General features: G+C 38.3%; 15 protein-coding genes and 1 pseudogene. 7 read left to right on the top strand and 9 right to left on the bottom strand.

Annotation, left to right across the window (positions count from 1 at the left end; genetic code table 11):
• Positions 1 to 25: 25 nt before the first annotated feature.
• The 4 genes from L656_RS0113265 to L656_RS0113250 all read left to right on the top strand — a co-directional run bounded on the left by L656_RS0113265 (position 26) and on the right by L656_RS0113250 (position 6,162).
• A complete protein-coding gene (locus L656_RS0113265) occupies positions 26 to 838 on the top strand; it encodes a DUF3025 domain-containing protein (RefSeq protein ID WP_024599560.1) in 813 nt (270 codons plus the stop codon).
• Positions 835 to 1,623, top strand: a complete 789-nt coding sequence (locus L656_RS0113260; protein ID WP_007586825.1) for an ABC transporter ATP-binding protein — start codon at positions 835 to 837, stop codon at positions 1,621 to 1,623. Before L656_RS0113265 ends, L656_RS0113260 begins: the two co-directional genes overlap by 4 nt.
• Positions 1,616 to 2,824, top strand: coding sequence for an ABC transporter permease (locus L656_RS0113255; RefSeq protein WP_024599559.1), 1,209 nt, complete (start codon positions 1,616 to 1,618; stop codon positions 2,822 to 2,824). Before L656_RS0113260 ends, L656_RS0113255 begins: the two co-directional genes overlap by 8 nt.
• Positions 2,825 to 3,102: 278 nt before the next feature.
• Positions 3,103 to 6,162, top strand: a complete 3,060-nt coding sequence (locus L656_RS0113250) for an ATP-binding protein (protein ID WP_024599558.1) — start codon at positions 3,103 to 3,105, stop codon at positions 6,160 to 6,162.
• 25 nt (positions 6,163 to 6,187) lie between these two features.
• Here the strand turns inward: L656_RS0113250 and L656_RS0113245 are convergent, their stop codons facing one another.
• The 6 genes from L656_RS0113245 to L656_RS0113215 form a co-directional block, all read right to left on the bottom strand.
• Positions 6,188 to 7,021: a UDP-2,3-diacylglucosamine diphosphatase gene (locus L656_RS0113245; protein ID WP_024599557.1), complete on the bottom strand. Its 834-nt coding sequence runs from the start codon at positions 7,019 to 7,021 to the stop codon at positions 6,188 to 6,190.
• Positions 7,022 to 7,612: 591 nt separating this feature from the next.
• On the bottom strand, positions 7,613 to 9,337 hold the full coding sequence (locus L656_RS0113235; RefSeq protein WP_024599556.1) for a proline--tRNA ligase: 1,725 nt from the start codon (positions 9,335 to 9,337) through the stop codon (positions 7,613 to 7,615).
• A gap of 89 nt (positions 9,338 to 9,426) precedes the next feature.
• Entirely contained in the window at positions 9,427 to 10,131 is a 705-nt protein-coding gene (gene tsaA / locus L656_RS0113230) for a tRNA (N6-threonylcarbamoyladenosine(37)-N6)-methyltransferase TrmO (RefSeq protein ID WP_024599555.1), read from the bottom strand.
• Between the two features lie 205 nt (positions 10,132 to 10,336).
• On the bottom strand, positions 10,337 to 10,906 hold the full coding sequence (locus L656_RS0113225; protein ID WP_024599554.1) for an outer membrane beta-barrel protein: 570 nt from the start codon (positions 10,904 to 10,906) through the stop codon (positions 10,337 to 10,339).
• 267 nt (positions 10,907 to 11,173) lie between these two features.
• A complete protein-coding gene (locus L656_RS0113220) occupies positions 11,174 to 11,638 on the bottom strand; it encodes an acyl-CoA thioesterase (protein ID WP_007586808.1) in 465 nt (154 codons plus the stop codon).
• 133 nt (positions 11,639 to 11,771) lie between these two features.
• Positions 11,772 to 13,418, bottom strand: a complete 1,647-nt coding sequence (locus L656_RS0113215) for an electron transfer flavoprotein-ubiquinone oxidoreductase (RefSeq protein ID WP_024599553.1) — start codon at positions 13,416 to 13,418, stop codon at positions 11,772 to 11,774.
• A 221-nt stretch (positions 13,419 to 13,639) separates the two neighbouring features.
• On the opposite strand from L656_RS0113215, the pseudogene L656_RS01000000122280 reads away from it, so the two are divergent.
• A pseudogene (locus tag L656_RS01000000122280) lies at positions 13,640 to 14,385 on the top strand (electron transfer flavoprotein subunit beta/FixA family protein).
• Positions 14,386 to 15,312 (top strand): electron transfer flavoprotein subunit alpha/FixB family protein, encoded by a 927-nt coding sequence (locus tag L656_RS0113205; protein ID WP_024599552.1) that lies wholly within the window; start codon positions 14,386 to 14,388, stop codon positions 15,310 to 15,312.
• A gap of 140 nt (positions 15,313 to 15,452) precedes the next feature.
• On the opposite strand, the gene asnS is transcribed toward L656_RS0113205, so the two are convergent.
• Positions 15,453 to 16,850 carry an asparagine--tRNA ligase gene (gene asnS, locus L656_RS0113200; protein ID WP_024599551.1) on the bottom strand — a complete coding sequence of 466 codons (1,398 nt, stop codon included), beginning with the start codon at positions 16,848 to 16,850 and terminating at the stop codon, positions 15,453 to 15,455.
• Positions 16,851 to 17,147: 297 nt separating this feature from the next.
• On the opposite strand from asnS, the gene L656_RS0113195 reads away from it, so the two are divergent.
• Positions 17,148 to 17,582: an ATP-binding protein gene (locus tag L656_RS0113195; RefSeq protein ID WP_024599550.1), complete on the top strand. Its 435-nt coding sequence runs from the start codon at positions 17,148 to 17,150 to the stop codon at positions 17,580 to 17,582.
• A 2-nt stretch (positions 17,583 to 17,584) separates the two neighbouring features.
• On the opposite strand, the gene L656_RS0113190 is transcribed toward L656_RS0113195, so the two are convergent.
• Together L656_RS0113190 and L656_RS0113185 are read right to left on the bottom strand one after the other, a co-directional pair.
• A complete protein-coding gene (locus L656_RS0113190; protein WP_446727581.1) occupies positions 17,585 to 18,229 on the bottom strand; it encodes a Vat family streptogramin A O-acetyltransferase in 645 nt (214 codons plus the stop codon).
• Positions 18,230 to 18,243: 14 nt separating this feature from the next.
• Complete coding sequence (locus tag L656_RS0113185; RefSeq protein ID WP_024599548.1) at positions 18,244 to 19,308, bottom strand: HD domain-containing phosphohydrolase; 1,065 nt, start codon at positions 19,306 to 19,308, stop codon at positions 18,244 to 18,246.
• Between the last annotated feature and the right edge of the window lie 28 nt (positions 19,309 to 19,336).

The following is a 19,336-nucleotide window of genomic DNA, read 5'->3' as shown; positions in this document are numbered from 1 at the left end:
TAGGCATAAATTGTTAAAGGTTTAAATGAAGCGTTTTACTCCCCCCGAGCAGTGGCAAATTAGTAGTTTAGAAACCGGTGCATTTTCGCACTTACGTGAGCTATTTAAAGTTAACGAACTAACTGATTGGCCGGCTCCGCAGTGGTTTTCTCCATTTTTAACCGCTATTAATGCGAATAATATTCCTATTACTTTTGAAGATGATGCAAAGGTAGATTTTGGCGATCATTATTACGAACAAGTTATTTTTGAAACGGGTGTTGTACCTACGCGCAGTGAGAATTGGCATGACTTGTTTGGTGGCTTTATTTGGTGTTTATTTCCTAAAACCAAAGCGCTTATTAACCAGCGTCATGTGCAAGATATAGCTGAACATGGTTTGCAAAAGCGTACCAAACATCGTAATGCATTAACGCTCTTTGACGAATGTGGTGTGGTATTGGCAATAAGCGATACTAAATGGCAAGAATTGCTTCGCGATCACCAATGGAAAAAAGCATTTGTTGAGCATAAAAGTGAATGGGGAAAAAGCATTAAAGCGTTTATGTTTGGCCATGCTAATTATGAAATGCTCACCAAGCCTTATATAGGTTTAACGGGTAAAGCATTGTTTGTTTGTGTACCAGATGAAACATTTTGTAAAGATTTAGTTACTCAATATCAGTACCTAGACCAAGCCCTTTATGAGATGATTAAAATAGATAACTGCTTAGCCGATAACAAACAGCTTTCACCACTGCCGTTATTAGGCGTGCCTGGCTGGCATGATGAAAACAAAGACGACTCTTTTTATAACAATACAGATTATTTTAGGGCGAAACGAAGGATGCGAACATGATAGAAGTTGCTGGGCTTAAAAAGAAATTTAAGCTAACTAAAGATCACAAAAAAAATAAAATAGACGACATCGATCCTCGTGAAGATAAAGACTATTTTCATTCAGTACGAGACGTAAGCTTTAGCTGCGCGAAGGGTGAGGTACTTGGATTACTAGGACCCAATGGCGCAGGTAAAACAACAACACTTAGAATGATATCAACCGCATTAAAGCCCGATGAAGGTTCAATAACAATTGCTGGAAACGACATTGTAAAAAAACCGTTATTAGGGCGTAAGTCTATCGGTTTTTTATCAGGTTCTACCGGCTTGTATGGCCGCTTAACCGTAAAAGAAAACATAGAGTATTTTGCAAAGCTTCACGGTATGAGCAAAAGCGATATTGCATCGCGTTGTGATGAGCTATTCACATTGCTTGATATGCATAAGTTTGTAGATAAACGCGCTGAAAACCTATCAACTGGTATGAAACAAAAGGCGAATATCGCTCGTGCTGTTGTACATCGCCCAGCAGTAGTGGTGCTCGATGAGCCAACAACGGGGCTCGATATAATGACCACGCAAACCGTTATTCAATTTATTAAGGGTTTGAAGGCGCAAGGTACTCCTGTTATTTTTTCTACCCATCATTTAGATGAAGTTGCACTTTTATGTGACCGAGTCGCTGTAATTAACGAAGGTATTAGCTGCTTTGACGGAACAGTAGATGAATTTAAACAAGCAGGTAATAGTGATGAGCTTAATCAAGCGTTTATGAACATATTAACGGAGAAACATGATGTTTGAAGTATATAAAAAGGAATTAAAAGAGCTCCTTCGCGACAAAAAAACCCTTATGTTTGTTGTGTTGCTGCCAGTACTTATTTTCCCAATAATATTTGCTATTGTTGCTTTTATTGGCACGCAAGCTGCACTTGACGCCGATCAAAAAGTAAATACATACGTAATTATTAACGGCGAATACGCACAAGAATTTACCGACAAAGTGTTTTACCATAAAAGCTTTGAACTTTATAATGGCAGTAAAACCTTTAATACAATAGAAGATCTCAAAGCAGGTGTTACCGCTGGCGACATAGATATGGGGATTTACTTGCCAAGTAATGCCGTAAAAACTCTCGACAGTGGTGAGCAAAGTAAATGGCAAGTTGTATTTAACGATGCTAAATCAATAAACTATTTATTCGATCGGGTTAAAGAACTTGCTCAGGAATACAGTGACGTACTGCAAGCTGATAAGTTAAAAAGCTTTGGGATAGCAGAGTCTGCGCATAAAGCTATTCTTGGCCCTATTGAAGTTGTTAAAGTAGATACAGCCGATAAACGTGAAAACTTAGGTGAAAAAATAGGCGCCTATTTACCTTATTTACTTATCCCATTGGTTTTAATGGGGGCTACTTACCCAGCTATTGATTTAGGTGCTGGCGAAAAAGAACGCGGCACACTAGAAACACTCCTACTTACACCCATTACACGTACAGAATTGGTGCTCGGTAAATTTATAACATTACTTACTACCTCTATTGCATCAACCACTATTACGATTGTGAGTATGGGGTGTTGGGTTGCAGTTGCATTAACATTTGCTGACTTAGATTTTATTAAAACGGCCTTCGGTACGCTAGCAGTTAGTGATTTACTGATGATTTTTTTACTTTTACTTCCGCTGGCTGCCATATTCTCTTCTTTAGCGTTAGCTATCTCAATTTATGCGCGTACATTTAAAGAGGCACAAAATTATATGCAGCCTTTAAGTATGGTAGTATTTTTCCCTATCATTATTTCCATAATGCCAAATATGGAATTGACTGCTAAAACCGCGTTTATCCCGGTAACAAACGTCGCATTAGCCATTAAAGACATAATTAAAGGCACAGTTGATTATACCTTTGTAGGGCTAATATTTTTAGCAACCGCACTTATTGCAGGTGCGTTACTAGCATTTTGTGTTAAATGGTTTAACCGAGAAGATGTATTATTTAGATAATTATATAGATTTAGCATTCTAAAAAAATATAAAAGGTAGCATTGGCTACCTTTTATATTTTAAAGGGATGATTGGTTGAAACAACTATTTTATAGTCTATCTAAGTCGATATGGATACTCTCATTCATTTATAATTCATATAGAGAGTGAGCTTTAAATAAAACTAATGATTTAGTCTTTTTATTATAAAAATTATAGCGATAACTGATTAGTTAGATGGTCCAATTCTTTCGTTAATGCTCTATACTAATAACAATAAAAATTTATGGTGAAGGTAAATGCTAAAAAGAAATATTTTGTTGAATGTAACAAAAAATAATAAATTAATGCTCGTTGCAACAATAATATTTGTTCTTATAGCTTTGCCTTCTCTATATTTGTTTGATCAAAAAGTAAGAAGTGATGTTTACCATTCAGCTCAAATAGAATTAAAACGTGAGCTTGAAACAAAAAGCCTTTCACTAAAAAACCATCTCAAAGATAGTGTTACCGCTATTCGCTTTTTAGACGCTACCCCCCCGATTAAAGGTATTACTCGCGCCACTGAAAACAAGAAAATAGATCCCTTGTTAGGCACGCACATTGACGTTTGGGAAGAACGCTTAGCGAGCATTTTTAGTGGTTTTATGCGCACAGATGACAGCATACTTCAGGCTCGCTATATTATTCTCGCAGATGGTGGGCAAGAAGTTGTTAGGGTTGATCGAAACCAGCTAGGGGAAATTAATCGACTGCAAGGCCTGCAATTACAAAAAAAAGGTCAACGCGATTACATGATAAAAGCGAGCATGCTCGATAATAAAAGTGTTTATATTTCTCCTATTAATTACAACCGTGAAAATGGGCAGATACAAGAACCCTATATAAGTACTTTTCGTGTAGCTAAGCCTGTTTTTGATGAAAAAAATAAGATATTTGCAATATTAGTCACTAACTACTTTGCTGATAAATTAATAAAAAGTTTAACGGTTGAATCGCCAGATGGAACACACATTTACCTCATGAATAATGAAGGTGAATTTCTATATCATCCAAACTCTCAACTGCGCTTCGGATTTGAATTTAATAAAGCGAAAACGTGGACTGAAGAATTTTCCGCTGCAACCACAATGCTAGAGCAAGGTACTTTACCGCTAAGTAATTACCCAATTGCTTATACATTAAAAAAACGTATTTCGCTTGAGGGTGATATTGCTATGTTACCTTTAGAGCTTGGTGTAAGTGTTAATACTAAAACGTTGTTAGCAAAGGTTAGTGAAAGACGTCAAAACTTTATTGTTATGCTACTCATGTTTTTTGGTATATTTTTAATTATTGCCTTTTTATACCAACGCTTCATAAACCGTAAATTGTTAATTAATTCGTTAAAAGAGCAAAATAATAAAGTAATTGAAAACTCACTGGATGCTATTTTTACAATTGAGCAAACTGGCGAAATTGTTCACTTTAACAGCACGGCTAAAGAGGTTTTTGGTACTTCAATTACAGGTGTTAGTCCTGACTTTGTCTCTTTATTTAACTTAAATGAAGTCGATAACAACTGTATAGAAGAGACAATTTCAAACGGGTCAAAAATGCCGTTTGAAGCTATTTACACAGATGGTTATGGCAATAAACAATACTTTTCAATTACGCTCAGCAGTATTTTTGATGTATACAATAACCGTTATCAAGTAGCGGCTATTTTAAGAAATATTAGCTCGTTAAAAAACACTCAATCAGAGCTTGAAGGTTTGAACAGTACTTTGGAGCTAAAAGTATCACAAAGGACTGTTGAGCTAGAGCGCGCAATTGATCAAGCATTAGCAGCAAGCCAAGCAAAAAGTGATTTTGTAGCAAATATATCTCACGAAATCCGTACACCGATGAATGGCGTTTTGGGTATGCTTGAAATGCTCAAAGAAGATGGCTTAAGTGAACAACAATATCATTACCTAAAACTAGCCAACAGCAGTGCTAACTCACTGATGAACTTGATTAACGATATTCTCGATTTTTCGAAAATAGAAGCGGGTAAGCTTGATATTGATAATCATACATTTGATGTTGTTACAGTATGTAGCGATATGATTAGCTCTTTAGCGTTACAGGGCCAGCGCAAAGGTCTTGAAGTATTTTTAGATACTAAAGATGTAGTAGACAGAATGGTTATTGGCGACAGCCATCGCCTTAAACAAATTTTAATTAACTTAGTTAATAATGCTTTTAAATTCACTCACCGAGGTGAAGTAAGTCTAACAATTGGTTCTAAGTACATTACCGACTCAAAGTTATTAATGAGCTTTACAATAAAAGACACTGGTATTGGTATAGCACCAGAGAACATAGACAAACTATTTGAAGTGTTTACACAAGAAGACTCAAGCACAACCCGCCACTTTGGTGGTACAGGCTTAGGTTTATCTATATGTAAAAAGCTCGCTCAGTTAATGGGTGGTAATATCACTGTTATAAGTGAAAAGGGCGTTGGTAGTACATTTACAGCAACGGTTGAGCTACACGTCGCACAAGAGAAAAAACTAAATACAGGTATTGAACTTGCTACTAGCATTAGCGTAGCTGCATTAATAGCGCGCGATAATGTCTATCAAAATGTGTGCGATTTGTTGCTATTAACTTGTAAAGTGAATGCAGAAAACATTATAAGACTCGACTACTTTAGTGAGCATAAAGAGTTTGAGGCTGACTTATTATTGATTGATGATGAGCACCCTCAAATTGATGCCCTTATTAATTACTGTAAACAGTTTAATAAAAAGTATGTTTTAATTTTACGCGACATGGTGACCGATAAACCAACTAAAATGGTGTTACCTGAAGGTAGCCATATTTTAAATAAACCGCTTACCCAAGATCAATTCAGCTATAAGTTAGCCAGCTTATTTGGTGCTAGTAATGATTGTATTATAGCGCCACCCAAGGGCTTAACAGAAGAACAAGTAGAGCCTGACCTTTCTGCTTATCATATATTATTAGTAGACGATAATATGATAAACATTGAAGTAGCTAAGGCGATTTTAAAACGAACTAAAGTAAAAATCACCTGTGCATCAGATGGCGTAGAAGCATTAGAAGCATTGAGAGAAAACACAGAACAATCCTTTGATGTAATTTTAATGGACTGCCAAATGCCTAATCTAAATGGGTACGATACAACAAGTGAAATCAGAAATAGTAAAGCCGGAGTCGATTACACACACATTCCTATTATTGCGATGACAGCAAGCGCGATGGAAGGTGATAGAGAGCGTTGTTTAACTGCAGGCATGAACGACTATATTACTAAACCAATCAAGCCAAGAACGCTAAAAGATAAGTTAATCACCTGGCTAAGTTAATAGTTATTAATTGAGAATCAGCTGCTTATGCAGCTGATTTTTTTGGTTTAGCATCCGTTGATATATTTAACTTTGTTATGTCGGCGCTATCGAGTACGGATTGTGTGTCTGACCAATGTAGTAATTCAATTTTTCCATCTTGCTGCTCTACCAGCGCTGTACAGCTCTCAATCCAATCTCCATCGTTACAATACATAATTCCGTCACCTACTTTTATTTTGGGATGATGAATGTGTCCACAAATAATACCGTCTACGTTTTGCTTTTTAGCTTCATGAATTGCGGCATCTTCGAAGGCTTTAATTGCTTCACGTGCTTTGTGTACGCGAGCTTTTATCCATGATGCAAGCGAGTAGTAATTACCACCAAATAGCTTTCGAATACGATTGGTCCAGCGGTTTAAAAATAATAAAAAGTCGTATCCTGCATCGCCCGCGATACTAATAAGTTTGTTATAGCGTGTCGCGGAATCAAAATCATCACCGTGTACGAGTAAAAAACGTTTATTAGCTTTAGTGGTGTGAATAAACTGCTGGTGGATTTCAATACCAAATAACGTTTGATTTATATAGTTCCTAAACGTTTCGTCATGATTACCGGGTATATAAATGACGCGTGTACCGTTAACTGCTTTTTGTTGTATACAGCTCAATACTTGATAATGCGAAGGGTGCCAATAAAACTGTCTTTTCATCGACCACAAATCAATAATATCACCCACTAAATAAAGTGTGTCGGATTCTACCGAGTTTAAAAAATCGAGCAAATAATCGGCTTTACAGTCTTTGTAACCTAAATGAACATCTGATATCCAAATAGTAGGGTAGTGTTGTTTCTTACGCTGTTGATTGTTTGTCATGCCCGTTATCCATAGTGTAATAATTAACACTGTAGATAAACCCAATGACACTTATGAGACACTTTAGCGAAGCCTCTATGACAATTTATACAAAGTCATGCAATTAAAATATTTATATAGAGCTAGGGCGTGTTGACCTTTCGTGATTGATTTTACAGCAGACTGTTTGTTTTTAGGCAAGGAAGATCATATGTAGCGTGGTTATTCCCCATAAATAGGTGATAACGCAGTATAAATGCCAAACATGCGCTACCCTTTGAGTTCTTATAGGGACTATTAGCTCTTCGTTGCCTACATAGATGTCGGTAAGGGGCGTAAGCAGGACGCGGAAGCTTTGCTCGGCTTTTACTTATTCTTACATGGATGTAAGTCAGTGGAATAACGCAGGAGCAGTTATCGAGTCTACTAGGTTACAAGCTTCGCGCTGCGATTAAATCGCCCCTAGATTGAGCGAATTTCAACCCACGAGTTCAATGCGCCTTAGGAAAGGTGATTTGATGATAAGCTACCATTACGCATTGCTATTAATTGCGCATAAAAAAGGCCGCATTTTAAATGCGGCCTTATAGTCTGTTCTAAGCGTGGGTGTTATTAACCTTTAACGGCTGCTTTAATTGCATCAATTGCTGTATCGATATCAATCATTAGCTTTTCACCTGTACGGCGGTTTTTAAGCTCAACTTTATTCTCGTCAAGGTTACGCTCACCAATTACTAGCGTAAATGGCACACCAATTAGCTCCATGTCATTAAACATAACGCCAGGGCGCTCTTTACGATCATCAAATAACACATCAAGACCTGCATCTTTTAAACCTTGGTAAAGGTTATTTGCAATATCAGGAATACGATGCGATTTGTGCATGTTCATTGGAACAATTGCTAAATCGAATGGCGCGATTGATTTTGGCCAAATGATCCCGTATTGATCGTTGTTCTGCTCAATAGCAGCGGCAACAATACGTGAAACACCAATACCGTAACAACCCATAGTCATTGTTTGGTTTTTACCACCTTCGTTTAACACGCCGGCTTTCATGGCTTCTGAGTATTTAGTGCCAAGTTGGAAAATATGCCCAACTTCAATACCGCGTTTAATTTGCAAAGTACCTTCACCACATGGGCTCATATCGCCTTCAACAATATTACGAATATCAGCAACGTCGTAATCAGTTACGTCACGATCCCAGTTAATACCGCTGTAATGCTCGTCGTCTTTATTTGCACCGGCAACAAAATCAGCAAGTATGTTAGCTGTTCTATCAACAATAATAGGCATTGATAAGCCAACAGGGCCTAATGAGCCAGGCTTTGCGCCAATAGCAGCAACAATATCCGCCTCTGTTGCCATTTCAAGCGGAGAGTCTACTAATGGGTGTTTTTCAGCTTTTAGTTCATTTAATTCGTGATCGCCACGAAGTACTAAGGCAACTAAACCACGTACTTCATTTTCATCAGGCGTACCATAAACAATTAACGTTTTAACACCGCGATGTGGCTTAACACCGTAGTGTTTTTTAAGCTCGTTAATAGTTTTAGCGTCAGGTGTTGGAAACGCTTTTAGCTCTTTTGATGCTTCAGGGCGAGCTTCAATAGGTGCCAGTGCTTCTGCTTTTTCAATGTTAGCGGCGTAATCACTGCCATCACTAAATGCAATGGCATCTTCGCCCGATTCAGCAAGTACATGAAACTCATGCGATACGCTACCACCAATAGAGCCTGTATCGGCTATAACAGGGCGGTAATCAAGGCCTAAACGCTCAAAAATGTTACAGTATGCTTTGTGCATTGCTTGATAAGTTGCATCTAAACACTCTTCACTTAAGTGAAAAGAGTAGGCATCTTTCATTGTAAATTCACGAGCACGCATTACACCAAAACGGGGACGACGTTCGTCGCGTACTTTAGTTTGTACTTGGTATAAAGTAACCGGTAGTTGTTTGTAGCTGCTTATTTCTTTACGAACAAAATCTGTAATAACTTCTTCGTGTGTTGGGCCAAGTGCAAACGTACGGTTATGACGGTCTGTAAAGCGCATAAGCTCAGGACCAAATTCATTCCAACGACCAGACTCTTCCCACAAATCAGCAGGTTGAATAACAGGCATTAGCATTTCAATGGCGCCAGCTTTGTCCATTTCTTCACGTACAATGTTTTCTACTTTACGTAGCACGCGTAAACCAGAGGGTAACCAAGTGTATAAACCCGAAGCGACGCGACGGATCATACCGGCTCTAAGCATTAACTGATGCGATACAATTTCAGCATCTGAAGGCGTTTCTTTAAGTGTTGCGAGTATATATTGGCTTGTACGCATGTTTTTTCCGAAATAGAGTAATTATATTCTTTTAATAGAGCTTAAGTTTACCAGCGGATGCTTTTACACTAAAGCGCTAAGTGAGTTATTTAGTTTTTTTCTATGCTTGTTACTAAGTTATGTGCATTATTAACCTGCCAGCGAATATTAAAGTCATAGAGAGTCATCCCGTAGCTTTGCATTTCTTCTTTTTGTTTTTTATAAGCAGGGCGAGGATCTTGTTTTAAAACATTGGCTATAAAATCATGTAAGTCTGGGTATTGTGATTGGGCATTAACGAACTCAATTGCCTGAGGGCTAAATTCAACCGTCATTTGTGTTTCAGGGCGCGTGTCAGCAAAGCCAGCGCTTGCATCGGGCATTGAGTCTGAATAAGGTAAATACGGTTTTATATCAATGATTGGTGTGCCATCAAGTAAATCAATCCCAGCAAGTAATAAGCTAAGTTGTCCGTTTTTATATTCAATGCCTTCAAGTTTTACTGCGCTCATTCCAATCGCGTTGGGTCTAAATGTAGCGCGGGTAGCGAATACGCCTTTTCGCTCATTACCACCTAATCGTGGAGGGCGTACCATAGCAGAATAACCTTTATCAGCTGTTTCGTGAAAACGAAATAGCAACCAAATATGAGTAAATTCATCGAGCCCGCGTACAAATTCTTCGCGATTAAAATCAGGTGCAAAAATAAGCTTTGCTTTAGCTTGGGGCACTAAACGCGGTTGCCTAGGTATAGCAAACTTTTGTTTATAAGGAGATTCAATGTGGCCAATAGCCGAAATGGTGTAATCGCTCATAGTACTCGGGTACAAATAAAATAGAGCGCTATTCTACCCGCATTTAGTCTTTATCGCATTAAGGTAAGAAAGTTTATTACTTATAAACCGCTCGGTTTAAATCTTTAATTAGACTGAATGGTTTATATGATTGTATTAGTTAAAAAGAGCCTGAAACAAAAAAGGTAAGCCCTTAGGCTTACCTTTTATACATGTTAAATATTAATTAAAACATGTACTGAACTGATACAGATGCTACATCCATATCTGGATCAATATCGTCATCAAGTTTGTAGCGTTCGTACTCTAAACGAAATTGTACATTTGTTGTAAGTGCGTATTCAATACCCGCACCATAAAACGCATCACCACCATCTGTAGAAGCTGTTACACCGCCTACTGGTAAATCTTGTGTGTAATCAGCATCCCATTCAAGCCAACCGCCTTTTGCATACACAGAAAAGCTCTCAGTGATAGGATAGCCCAGACGTGCGGCAAGCGATACGCCATCAATTTCAGCTTTGCTGTCGATATCACTCACTTCATCAAAGTTTTGATATGCAAGCTCTAAGCTTAAGTATTCATTAAATTGTGCACCAACGTAACCTTTAAGCATTTGTGCATCGTCGTCAAAATCAGTGTCGTTATCGCTATCTTCAAATTCAAAAGAATATTGACCGTAACCAATACCTGTGTAGATACGTGGAGAATCGAAATCAGAAATGTCAGCGTGTGCTGCAGAGTTAAAACCCATTGTTGCTAAAGCAAGTGCAGAAAGAGAAAGTGTTTTAATCATTGAATAGCTCCTTTAAAATAATTTAAATGTTTGATTAAACTTATCAAACGACAATTATCTAGTTGCAGCGAACATGCCAATTTTAAAAATGATATTAAAACGCCATAATAGCTACTTTTGTATTAGTTATTATGGCATTTAGATTGTTTTATAAACAAAATGAACTTTTTGATGATTTTGTTTTCAAATATAAGTTGTATGTTTTACAAAACATTATGAGTTTTTTACATGCCTATAGGATACATTCTTAAATGATTATTTTGGCACCTAAACTGTATGAAGCAAATTTTCTGTTTCTATCGCAATTTCTTTCATTTTTATAGCGTAGTTTTCTAATTTAATATCTTCTTCGGTCACGGCTTTAAACGAAGGAACTTCTATTGGATAGCCAGTTTCGTCCATAGCAATAAAACTAATAACACAGTGGTTTGTTTCTACCATGTTCTGTGTTTTTGGGTCGCCACATCTAACTTGAATAAATATTTGCATGCTACTTCTACCCGTATGGGCAATTTTAGCTTCTACTTCTACAATTTGGCCTACTAGAATAGGGCGTCTAAATTTAACACCTGCAACCGAAACCGTTACACAGTAATGACCACTCCAACCAGCAGCACAGGCATAGCCTGCTTGGTCAATCCATTTCATGACGGCCCCACCATGAACTTTACCTCCGAAATTTACATCGGTAGGCTCTGCTAAAAAACGAAAAACAACTTTTGACGACGGCATAGATAATACTCATATTTATTAGAACTGCTATTAGCATAACGTAAAAAAGGGGCCGAAGCCCCTGCAATTTAGGATATGTTTATAATTTATATGTAAAAATAGTACTTAAATACGTATCTAGCGCATAATTTAGTTACATATTCGGGTAGTTTGGCCCACCAGCGCCTTCAGGTGTTACCCATGTAATGTTTTGACTAGGGTCTTTAATATCACAGGTTTTACAATGCACACAGTTTTGAGCGTTTATAACAAACTCTTTACTGCCTTCTACTTCTTGCACTTCGTAAACGCCTGCTGGGCAATAACGCTGTGCAGGCTCATCAAATTTCACTAGATTTACGTTAATAGGGATTGACGCATCTTTGAGCTTTAAATGACACGGCTGTGATTCTTCGTGATTCGTATTTGATAAAAACACACTTGAAAGTTTATCAAAGCTCAATTCCCCATCTGGTTTTGGATACGCTATTTTGTCTGCGGCGTTAGCATCAACAAGGGTAGAGTGATCGGGCGTATTATCTTTAAACGTAAACGGTAAAGCGCCATTAAAGATATTTTGATCAAGCGTGTTGTATGCACCACCTATAAACTTACCTAATTTGTGCATAGCAGGGCCAAAGTTACGAGATTGATATAGCTCTTTGTATGCCCACGTTTTTTCAAACGCAGTTTGATAATTGGTTAAATCGGTATTTGCTAATTCATTTTGCAGTGCTTCAAAAATAACATCAGCGGCAATCATTCCCGATTTCATTGCAGTGTGATTACCTTTAATTTTTGCAAAATTAAGTGTGCCTGCATCGCACCCTACAAGTAATCCACCAGCAAAATGCATTTTTGGTAATGAATGTAAGCCGCCTTTGGCAATAGCACGCGCACCGTATGCAATACGTTCACCGCCTTCAAGTACCTTTTTAAATACAGGATGGTGCTTCATTCGCTGAAATTCATCAAATGGACTTAAATGCGGATTTGAGTAATTTAAATCAACAATTAAACCTACAACAACTTGATTGTTTTCGCTGTGATACATAAATGCACCACCATTAGTATCGCCGCTGAGTGGCCAGCCTGTACCATGAACTACTTTGCCTAGCTCATGTTTACTTTCATCTATTTGCCAAATTTCTTTAAAGCCTAAACCGTAATGTTGTGGCGATGAATCTGCATCAAGTGCAAATTCATTAATTAGCTGCTTACCTAAATGGCCTCGGCAACCCTCAGCAAAAATAGTGTATTTTGCTCTAAGTTCCATGCCTGGCATGTAACCGTCTTTTTCATTACCGTCTTTGTCGACTCCCATATCGCCAGTAATAATGCCTTTTACTGCTTTATCTTCAATTATTAAAGAGTGAGCACTAAATCCTGGGAATATCTCTACGCCTAAGTTTTCAGCTTGCTCTGCAAGCCATCGACATACATTACCCATAGACACAATGTAGTTACCATCATTATGGAATGTTTTAGGCGTAGCAAAGTGGGGGATTGATGTCGCTTTTTGCTCATTATTAAACCAATAAATTTCATCGTTAGTTACTTTGGTTGTAACAGGGGCGCCCAGTTCTTGCCAACTTGGTAGTAGCTCATCCAAAGCTTTGGTTTCAAATACAGCACCAGATAGTACATGTGCACCCACTTCAGAACCTTTTTCGACTACGCAAATCATGCACTCTTGTTGTTTTTCTTGTGCTAATTGCGCCAGTTTAATTGCACTTGAAAGCCCAGCAGGTCCTGCACCAACAATTACTACATCAAATTCCATGGTTTCACGTTCGACCATAATAACCTCTTTATCTATGACGGACTTATTCGAATGTTTACTACGCATTTAAATAAGGTGTACAGCCTATTTATAACCTTGCAAATTAAACGTTACAGACTGTGAATAGTTAAAGGTTATTTTAGGTTGACGTTTACGTCAACAGGAAGTAGTCTAATTTCATAAAATAAATAGGTTGACGTGCACGTCACCTTGTAGGTTTCAATAATTATGGAGTTCCTATGAAAGTTCTCGTACCAATAAAAAGAGTGATTGATTACAACGTAAAAGCACGCGTTAAAAGTGACAACAGCGACGTTGATTTAACCAACGTAAAAATGGCAATGAACCCGTTTTGTGAAATTGCTATAGAAGAAGCCATTCGCCTAAAAGAAGCCGGNCCAGCGAAGTTGTTGCTGTTACTATTGGTCCTAAAGCATCTCAAGAGCAATTACGCACAGCACTAGCACTGGGTGCCGACAAAGCCATTCACATCGAAACCGATGAAAAGCTCGAGTCACTCCATATTGCAAAGCTACTCGCTAAAATTGTAGAGCAAGAATCTCCTGAACTTGTAATTTTAGGTAAACAGTCAATCGATTCAGATAATAACCAGACAGGTCAAATGCTAGCGGCTTTAACTAAACGTGGCCAAGGTACATTTGCATCCAAGGTTGTTATTGAAAATGGCAAAGTAAACGTGACCCGCGAAGTTGATGGGGGCCTGCAAACTGTAGCACTTAACTTACCGGCTGTTGTTACAACTGATTTACGCTTAAACGAGCCTCGTTACGCATCACTGCCAAATATTATGAAAGCCAAACGTAAGCCGCTTGAAGTAATAGCAGCTGATTCGCTTGGTGTTGATTTAACACCGCGTATGCAATTAATAAGCGTAGAAGAGCCAGCTAAACGCACCGCAGGAATTATTGTTGAAGACGTTGCACAGCTTGTAGAAAAATTAAAAACAGAGGCAAAGGTGATTTAAATGAAAACACTCGTAATTGCAGAGCACGACAACGGTGCCTTAAAACCAGAAACCTCAAAAACTATTAACGCTGCAGTAAAAATGGGTTTTCCTGTTGATGTACTTATTGCAGGCAACAGCTTAAGTGCAATGAGCTCACACGTTGCTAGCATTGATGGCGTAGCTAATGTTTTAGTTGCTGATAATAGCGTCTATGAACACCAGTTAGCTGAGAGCATGGCCGATTTAGTTTTATCGCTTAGCGATGACTACAGCAACATTGTTGCAAGTGCAACGACAACAGGCAAAAACTTTATGCCACGCGTTGCCGCGCTATTAGATGTTGCGCAAATTTCTGAAATTATCGCAGTAGTGGGCGCAGATACATTTAAACGACCTATTTATGCAGGCAATGCAATCGCCACGGTTAAATCACTCGACAGTAAAAAAGTAATTACCGTACGTGCCAGTAGCTTTGATTTACAAGGTGAGCAATCAGCTGTTGCTATAACAAATGTAGATACAGTATCAGATTCGCAATTAAGCAGCTTTGTAAGTGTTGAGCAAACAGAATCAGAACGCCCTGAGCTTACAGCTGCTAGTGTGGTCATATCGGGTGGTCGCGGTATGCAAAACGGCGAAAACTTTGCATTACTTAATGGTATTGCCGATAAACTAGGTGCAGCTATTGGCGCATCGCGTGCAGCAGTTGATGCAGGCTTTGTACCTAACGACATGCAAGTAGGGCAAACAGGTAAAATTGTAGCGCCTAACTTATATATTGCAGTAGGTATCAGCGGTGCTATTCAGCATTTAGCGGGCATGAAAGACTCAAAAGTAATCGTTGCGATTAATAAAGATCCTGATGCGCCAATATTCCAAGTAGCAGATTACGGCCTAGTCGCTGATTTATTTGAAGTACTACCTCAGCTTGAAGGCGCTTTATAACGCTTAATTAAGCAAAATTTATTCTGGTTGAAAGCCGTGGTGCTCTTAGAGTGCTGCGGCTTTTTTATACGGTAAATTAAAAACACAAAAAAACCAGCCAATTGGCTGGTTTTTAGTATTTATAAACGGCTAACTTAGTATTAGTAAGTTGCGCTGCCTTTAGTACGAGGGAAGGCAATAACATCACGTACGTTGCCCATACCTGTTACATAAGCAACCAAGCGTTCAAAGCCTAAACCAAAGCCTGAATGTGGCACGCTACCGTATTTACGTAAATCGCGGTACCAGCTGTAATCTTCTTTGTTTAAGCCCATTTCTTCTAGGCGTGCATCAAGTACATCAAGGCGTTCTTCACGTTGTGAACCACCAATGATCTCACCAATACCTGGTGCTACTACGTCCATTGCAGCAACGGTTTTTCCGTCTTCGTTTTGGCGCATGTAAAATGCTTTAATATCGCGCGGGTAGTTTTTAATAACTACCGGTGCTTTAAAGTGTTCTTCAGCTAAGTAACGTTCGTGCTCAGACTGTAAATCAACACCCCATTCAACAGCGTACTCAAACTTTTTACCACACGTTTTAAGGATTTCTACAGCGTCTGTGTAATCAACTTGTGCGAAGTCTTTATCTACAAATTCTTCTAAGCGAGTAATTGCGGTTTTTTCTACACGTTGTGCAAAAAATTCCATGTCATCACGGCGCTCTTCAAGTACGGCTTTAAATACATACTTAAGCATGTTTTCAGCAAGTTTTGCGATGTCTTCTAAATCAGCAAACGCAACTTCAGGTTCTACCATCCAAAATTCTGCAAGGTGGCGAGATGTATTTGAATTTTCTGCACGGAATGTTGGGCCAAACGTGTAAATCTTTGACATTGCAGACGCGTAAGTTTCGCCGTTTAATTGGCCAGATACAGTAAGGAATGCTTCTTTACCGAAGAAATCTTCGCTGTAATCAACTTCGCCTTTATCTGTAAGCGGTAAGTTTTGCATATCAAGCGTAGACACACGGAACATTTCGCCAGCACCTTCACAGTCACTTGCCGTAATGATTGGCGTGCTGATCCAGTAAAAGCCTTGCTCGTGGTAAAAACGGTGAATAGCTTGTGCTAAACAGTTACGTACACGTGTTACTGCGCCAATCATGTTTGTACGAGGGCGAAGGTGAGCATGCTCACGTAAGTACTCAATGCTGTGGCGCTTTGCCGACATTGGGTATGAATCTGGATTCTCTACCCAACCTAATACAGTCACAGTGTTAGCTTGAATTTCAAATGATTGACCTTGGCCAGCAGATTGTACTAAAACACCAGTAACCGACACAGAACAACCGGCTGTTAAGCTAGTAACTTCATCATAATTATTCAGTGAATTAGGAACTACCGCTTGAATAGGATCAAAACACGAACCGTCATGAACGGCTAAAAATGAAATTCCTGCTTTTGAATCGCGGCGAGTACGGATCCAGCCCTTAATTGTTACTTGGCTGTCTACCGCAACATTGCCTTTTAATAGCTCTGAAATCGCTAAATGGCTCATCTTCACTCCAATGATATAAGTTGCCTAACTATTTTATTTTAACTGTGCGCAACACTCGGGCATAAATTGCACATAAACGGCGCTGCACTTGAACCCTGTATCTTACCTAGTAAAGTTGAATAAAAAAACTATTGTGGGCAACTCTTTAAAAGTTTTTATGCATGCGGTTTATTTTTAAACAGTTTTTAGAGTTTAATTGCCACTATTATGATTTGTTGCTCTTAAATTTAATGATTTTGTGGCATTATTAACAAACAAATCAAATTAATATTTATTCACACTTAAAAAATCGATGCTATGAAACAAGTTTTTATTTTACGAGGACTACCAGGAAGCGGTAAGTCTTATTATGCGCAAAGCCTTGCTGACGAATTAGGTGGAGTTGACGAAAGCCAATACCTAATCTGCTCAACTGATGATTACTTTATTAATGAGCAGGGCGAATATCATTTCGATAAATTTAAATTGTCGCAATTTCATAATTTAAATTTAGCGCGTTTTATAAATGCACTTGCTCAAGGTATGCCATTGGTAATTGTAGATAACACCAATATTAAAAAGTGGGAATTTATAGCTTACTCTCAAGCTGCTGTTGCTCTAGGTTATCAAGTAAAAGAAGTGATAGTGGGTGAAGTGAAAGACAAGTCAATGCAGCACTTATATGCTAAGCGTAATTCTCATAATGTCCCGCTTAAAACAATAAGTAAAATGGCTTACATGTTTGAGTGGTAGTGCTAAAGTTTAGACAGCAGGTCTAAATCATTTTGAGTTATAGCACCTAAATGAGCAGTGATTTTTTCATTGCTCCAATCCCACCAAGCTATATTTAGCAGCGTATTTATTGTTTTATCGTCAAATCTGTTTTTTATCACTTTAGCGGGGTTTCCACCCACAACGCTATAAGCAGGTACATCGCAGGTGACAACTGATTTACTGGCAATAATAGCGCCGCTGCCAATTTTTATCCCGGGCATAATTGTAGCGTTATACCCAATCCAAACATCATGACCAATTTCTGTATTGCCTTTAAAGGGTAAATCATTTGATTTTGGTGCAGACTTTTCCCAGCCATTACCAAATATAAAAAAGGGATAGGTAGAAAAGCCAGAAGTTTGATGGTTAGCACCATTCATTATAAAAGTAACGTCTTTAGCGATGGCGCAGAATTTCCCGATAATGAGACGGTCACCTATAAAATCGAAATGGTAAAGCACATTTTTTTCAAAATTTTCAGGGCCATCAGGATCGTCATAATAAGTATAATCGCCTACTTCAATATTGGCGGAAGTAATAAAGTTTTTTAAAAAACCTACTTGAGGAAAACCTTCCATTGGTGAAGGATTATTTGGGTTTGGTCCGTTCATGGGGTTTCCTCTAATTAATTATGGACGTGTTATTTTTCAGCATACTTCTGTTTAATCGCTAGAATTTCTTCTTGAACTGCAAAAAAAGCATCCACTACCGCGGGATCAAAGTGATTACCACTACCATCTTTGATAATGGCAAATGTTTTCTCTTGTGAGAATGATTTTTTATAAGGACGCTTTGATGAGAGAGCATCAAATACATCGGCAATAGCAACAACGCGTGCTGAAATTGGAATTTCATTACCTTTTAAGCCATCAGGATAACCAGAGCCGTCCCATTTTTCGTGATGTGAGCGGGCAATAATTTCACCTAGTTTAATAACTTCTGAATCAGAACCTGAAAGTATATTAGCGCCTACAACGGTATGCTGTTTCATTATTTCCCATTCTGCAGCATCTAATTGACCGGCTTTTAGCAAGATATGGTCAGGTGTAGATATTTTTCCGAGATCATGCATAGATGCCGAAAATAAAATATTTTCAACTGTTGTCTCATCTAATCCAAAGCTGCGTGCAACGGCTTCCGAATATAAGCTCATGCGTTTAATATGCGCTCCGGTCTCTTCATCTTTATATTCAGCAGCTTTAGTTAGCCTATTAATTGTTTCGAGTGAAGCTTCTTTTAGGCTTAGCATTGCTTGCTTTAATGATTCTGTTCTTTGGGCAACTTCCGCTTCTAGTTGTTTCTGATAATTTGTTCTTAAATCATTATAGTCTTTAATCTTTAGAAGAGACTTAACGCGTGATAACAGCTCATTTTTATCTACAGGCTTTGTAATAAAGTCATCGCAACCAGCATCAATGCCTTTAACTCGCTCTTTTGTCTCTCTTAAAGCGGTAATAAGGACGATAGGCAATAGCTTTAATAAAGCGTCTCCACGTACACGACGTGTTACTTCAAAGCCGTTCATACCCGGCATCATAATATCGAGTAAAATAAGATCAATAGGCTGATTTGCTAAAATGTCTAATGCTTGTTGACCACCAGTAGCTGTTACCGTTTTATATCCTTTTGGTTCAAGATACGCTTGCATGAGTTCTATATTTTGAAGGTTATCATCTACAATCAAAATTACTGGGTGATCTTTCATTAACTTTTCCTTGTGCATTGAAGCTTAA

Origin of the sequence: Pseudoalteromonas sp. TAE56, from assembly GCF_000497955.1 — a bacterium.
Taxonomy (GTDB): Bacteria; Pseudomonadota; Gammaproteobacteria; order Enterobacterales; family Alteromonadaceae; genus Pseudoalteromonas.
The sequence above is the reverse complement of the archived record's forward strand: the minus strand, read 5'-3'. Positions and strand labels throughout refer to the sequence as shown.

Bases quoted from the DNA above. Each gene is read 5' to 3' on its own strand.
- L656_RS0113245 (WP_024599557.1), bottom strand. From the start codon at position 7,021: ATGACAAACAATCAACAGCGTAAGAAACAACACTACCCTACTATTTGG.
- L656_RS0113195 (WP_024599550.1), top strand. From the start codon at position 17,148: ATGAAACAAGTTTTTATTTTACGAGGACTACCAGGAAGCGGTAAGTCT.
- L656_RS0113250 (WP_024599558.1), top strand. From the start codon at position 3,103: ATGCTAAAAAGAAATATTTTGTTGAATGTAACAAAAAATAATAAATTA.
- tsaA (WP_024599555.1), bottom strand. From the start codon at position 10,131: ATGAGCGATTACACCATTTCGGCTATTGGCCACATTGAATCTCCTTAT.
- L656_RS0113235 (WP_024599556.1), bottom strand. From the start codon at position 9,337: ATGCGTACAAGCCAATATATACTCGCAACACTTAAAGAAACGCCTTCA.
- L656_RS0113265 (WP_024599560.1), top strand. From the start codon at position 26: ATGAAGCGTTTTACTCCCCCCGAGCAGTGGCAAATTAGTAGTTTAGAA.
- L656_RS0113255 (WP_024599559.1), top strand. From the start codon at position 1,616: ATGTTTGAAGTATATAAAAAGGAATTAAAAGAGCTCCTTCGCGACAAA.
- L656_RS0113185 (WP_024599548.1), bottom strand. From the start codon at position 19,308: ATGAAAGATCACCCAGTAATTTTGATTGTAGATGATAACCTTCAAAAT.
- L656_RS0113225 (WP_024599554.1), bottom strand. From the start codon at position 10,906: ATGATTAAAACACTTTCTCTTTCTGCACTTGCTTTAGCAACAATGGGT.
- L656_RS0113260 (WP_007586825.1), top strand. From the start codon at position 835: ATGATAGAAGTTGCTGGGCTTAAAAAGAAATTTAAGCTAACTAAAGAT.
- asnS (WP_024599551.1), bottom strand. From the start codon at position 16,850: ATGAGCCATTTAGCGATTTCAGAGCTATTAAAAGGCAATGTTGCGGTA.
- L656_RS0113205 (WP_024599552.1), top strand. From the start codon at position 14,386: ATGAAAACACTCGTAATTGCAGAGCACGACAACGGTGCCTTAAAACCA.
- L656_RS0113215 (WP_024599553.1), bottom strand. From the start codon at position 13,418: ATGGTCGAACGTGAAACCATGGAATTTGATGTAGTAATTGTTGGTGCA.
- L656_RS0113220 (WP_007586808.1), bottom strand. From the start codon at position 11,638: ATGCCGTCGTCAAAAGTTGTTTTTCGTTTTTTAGCAGAGCCTACCGAT.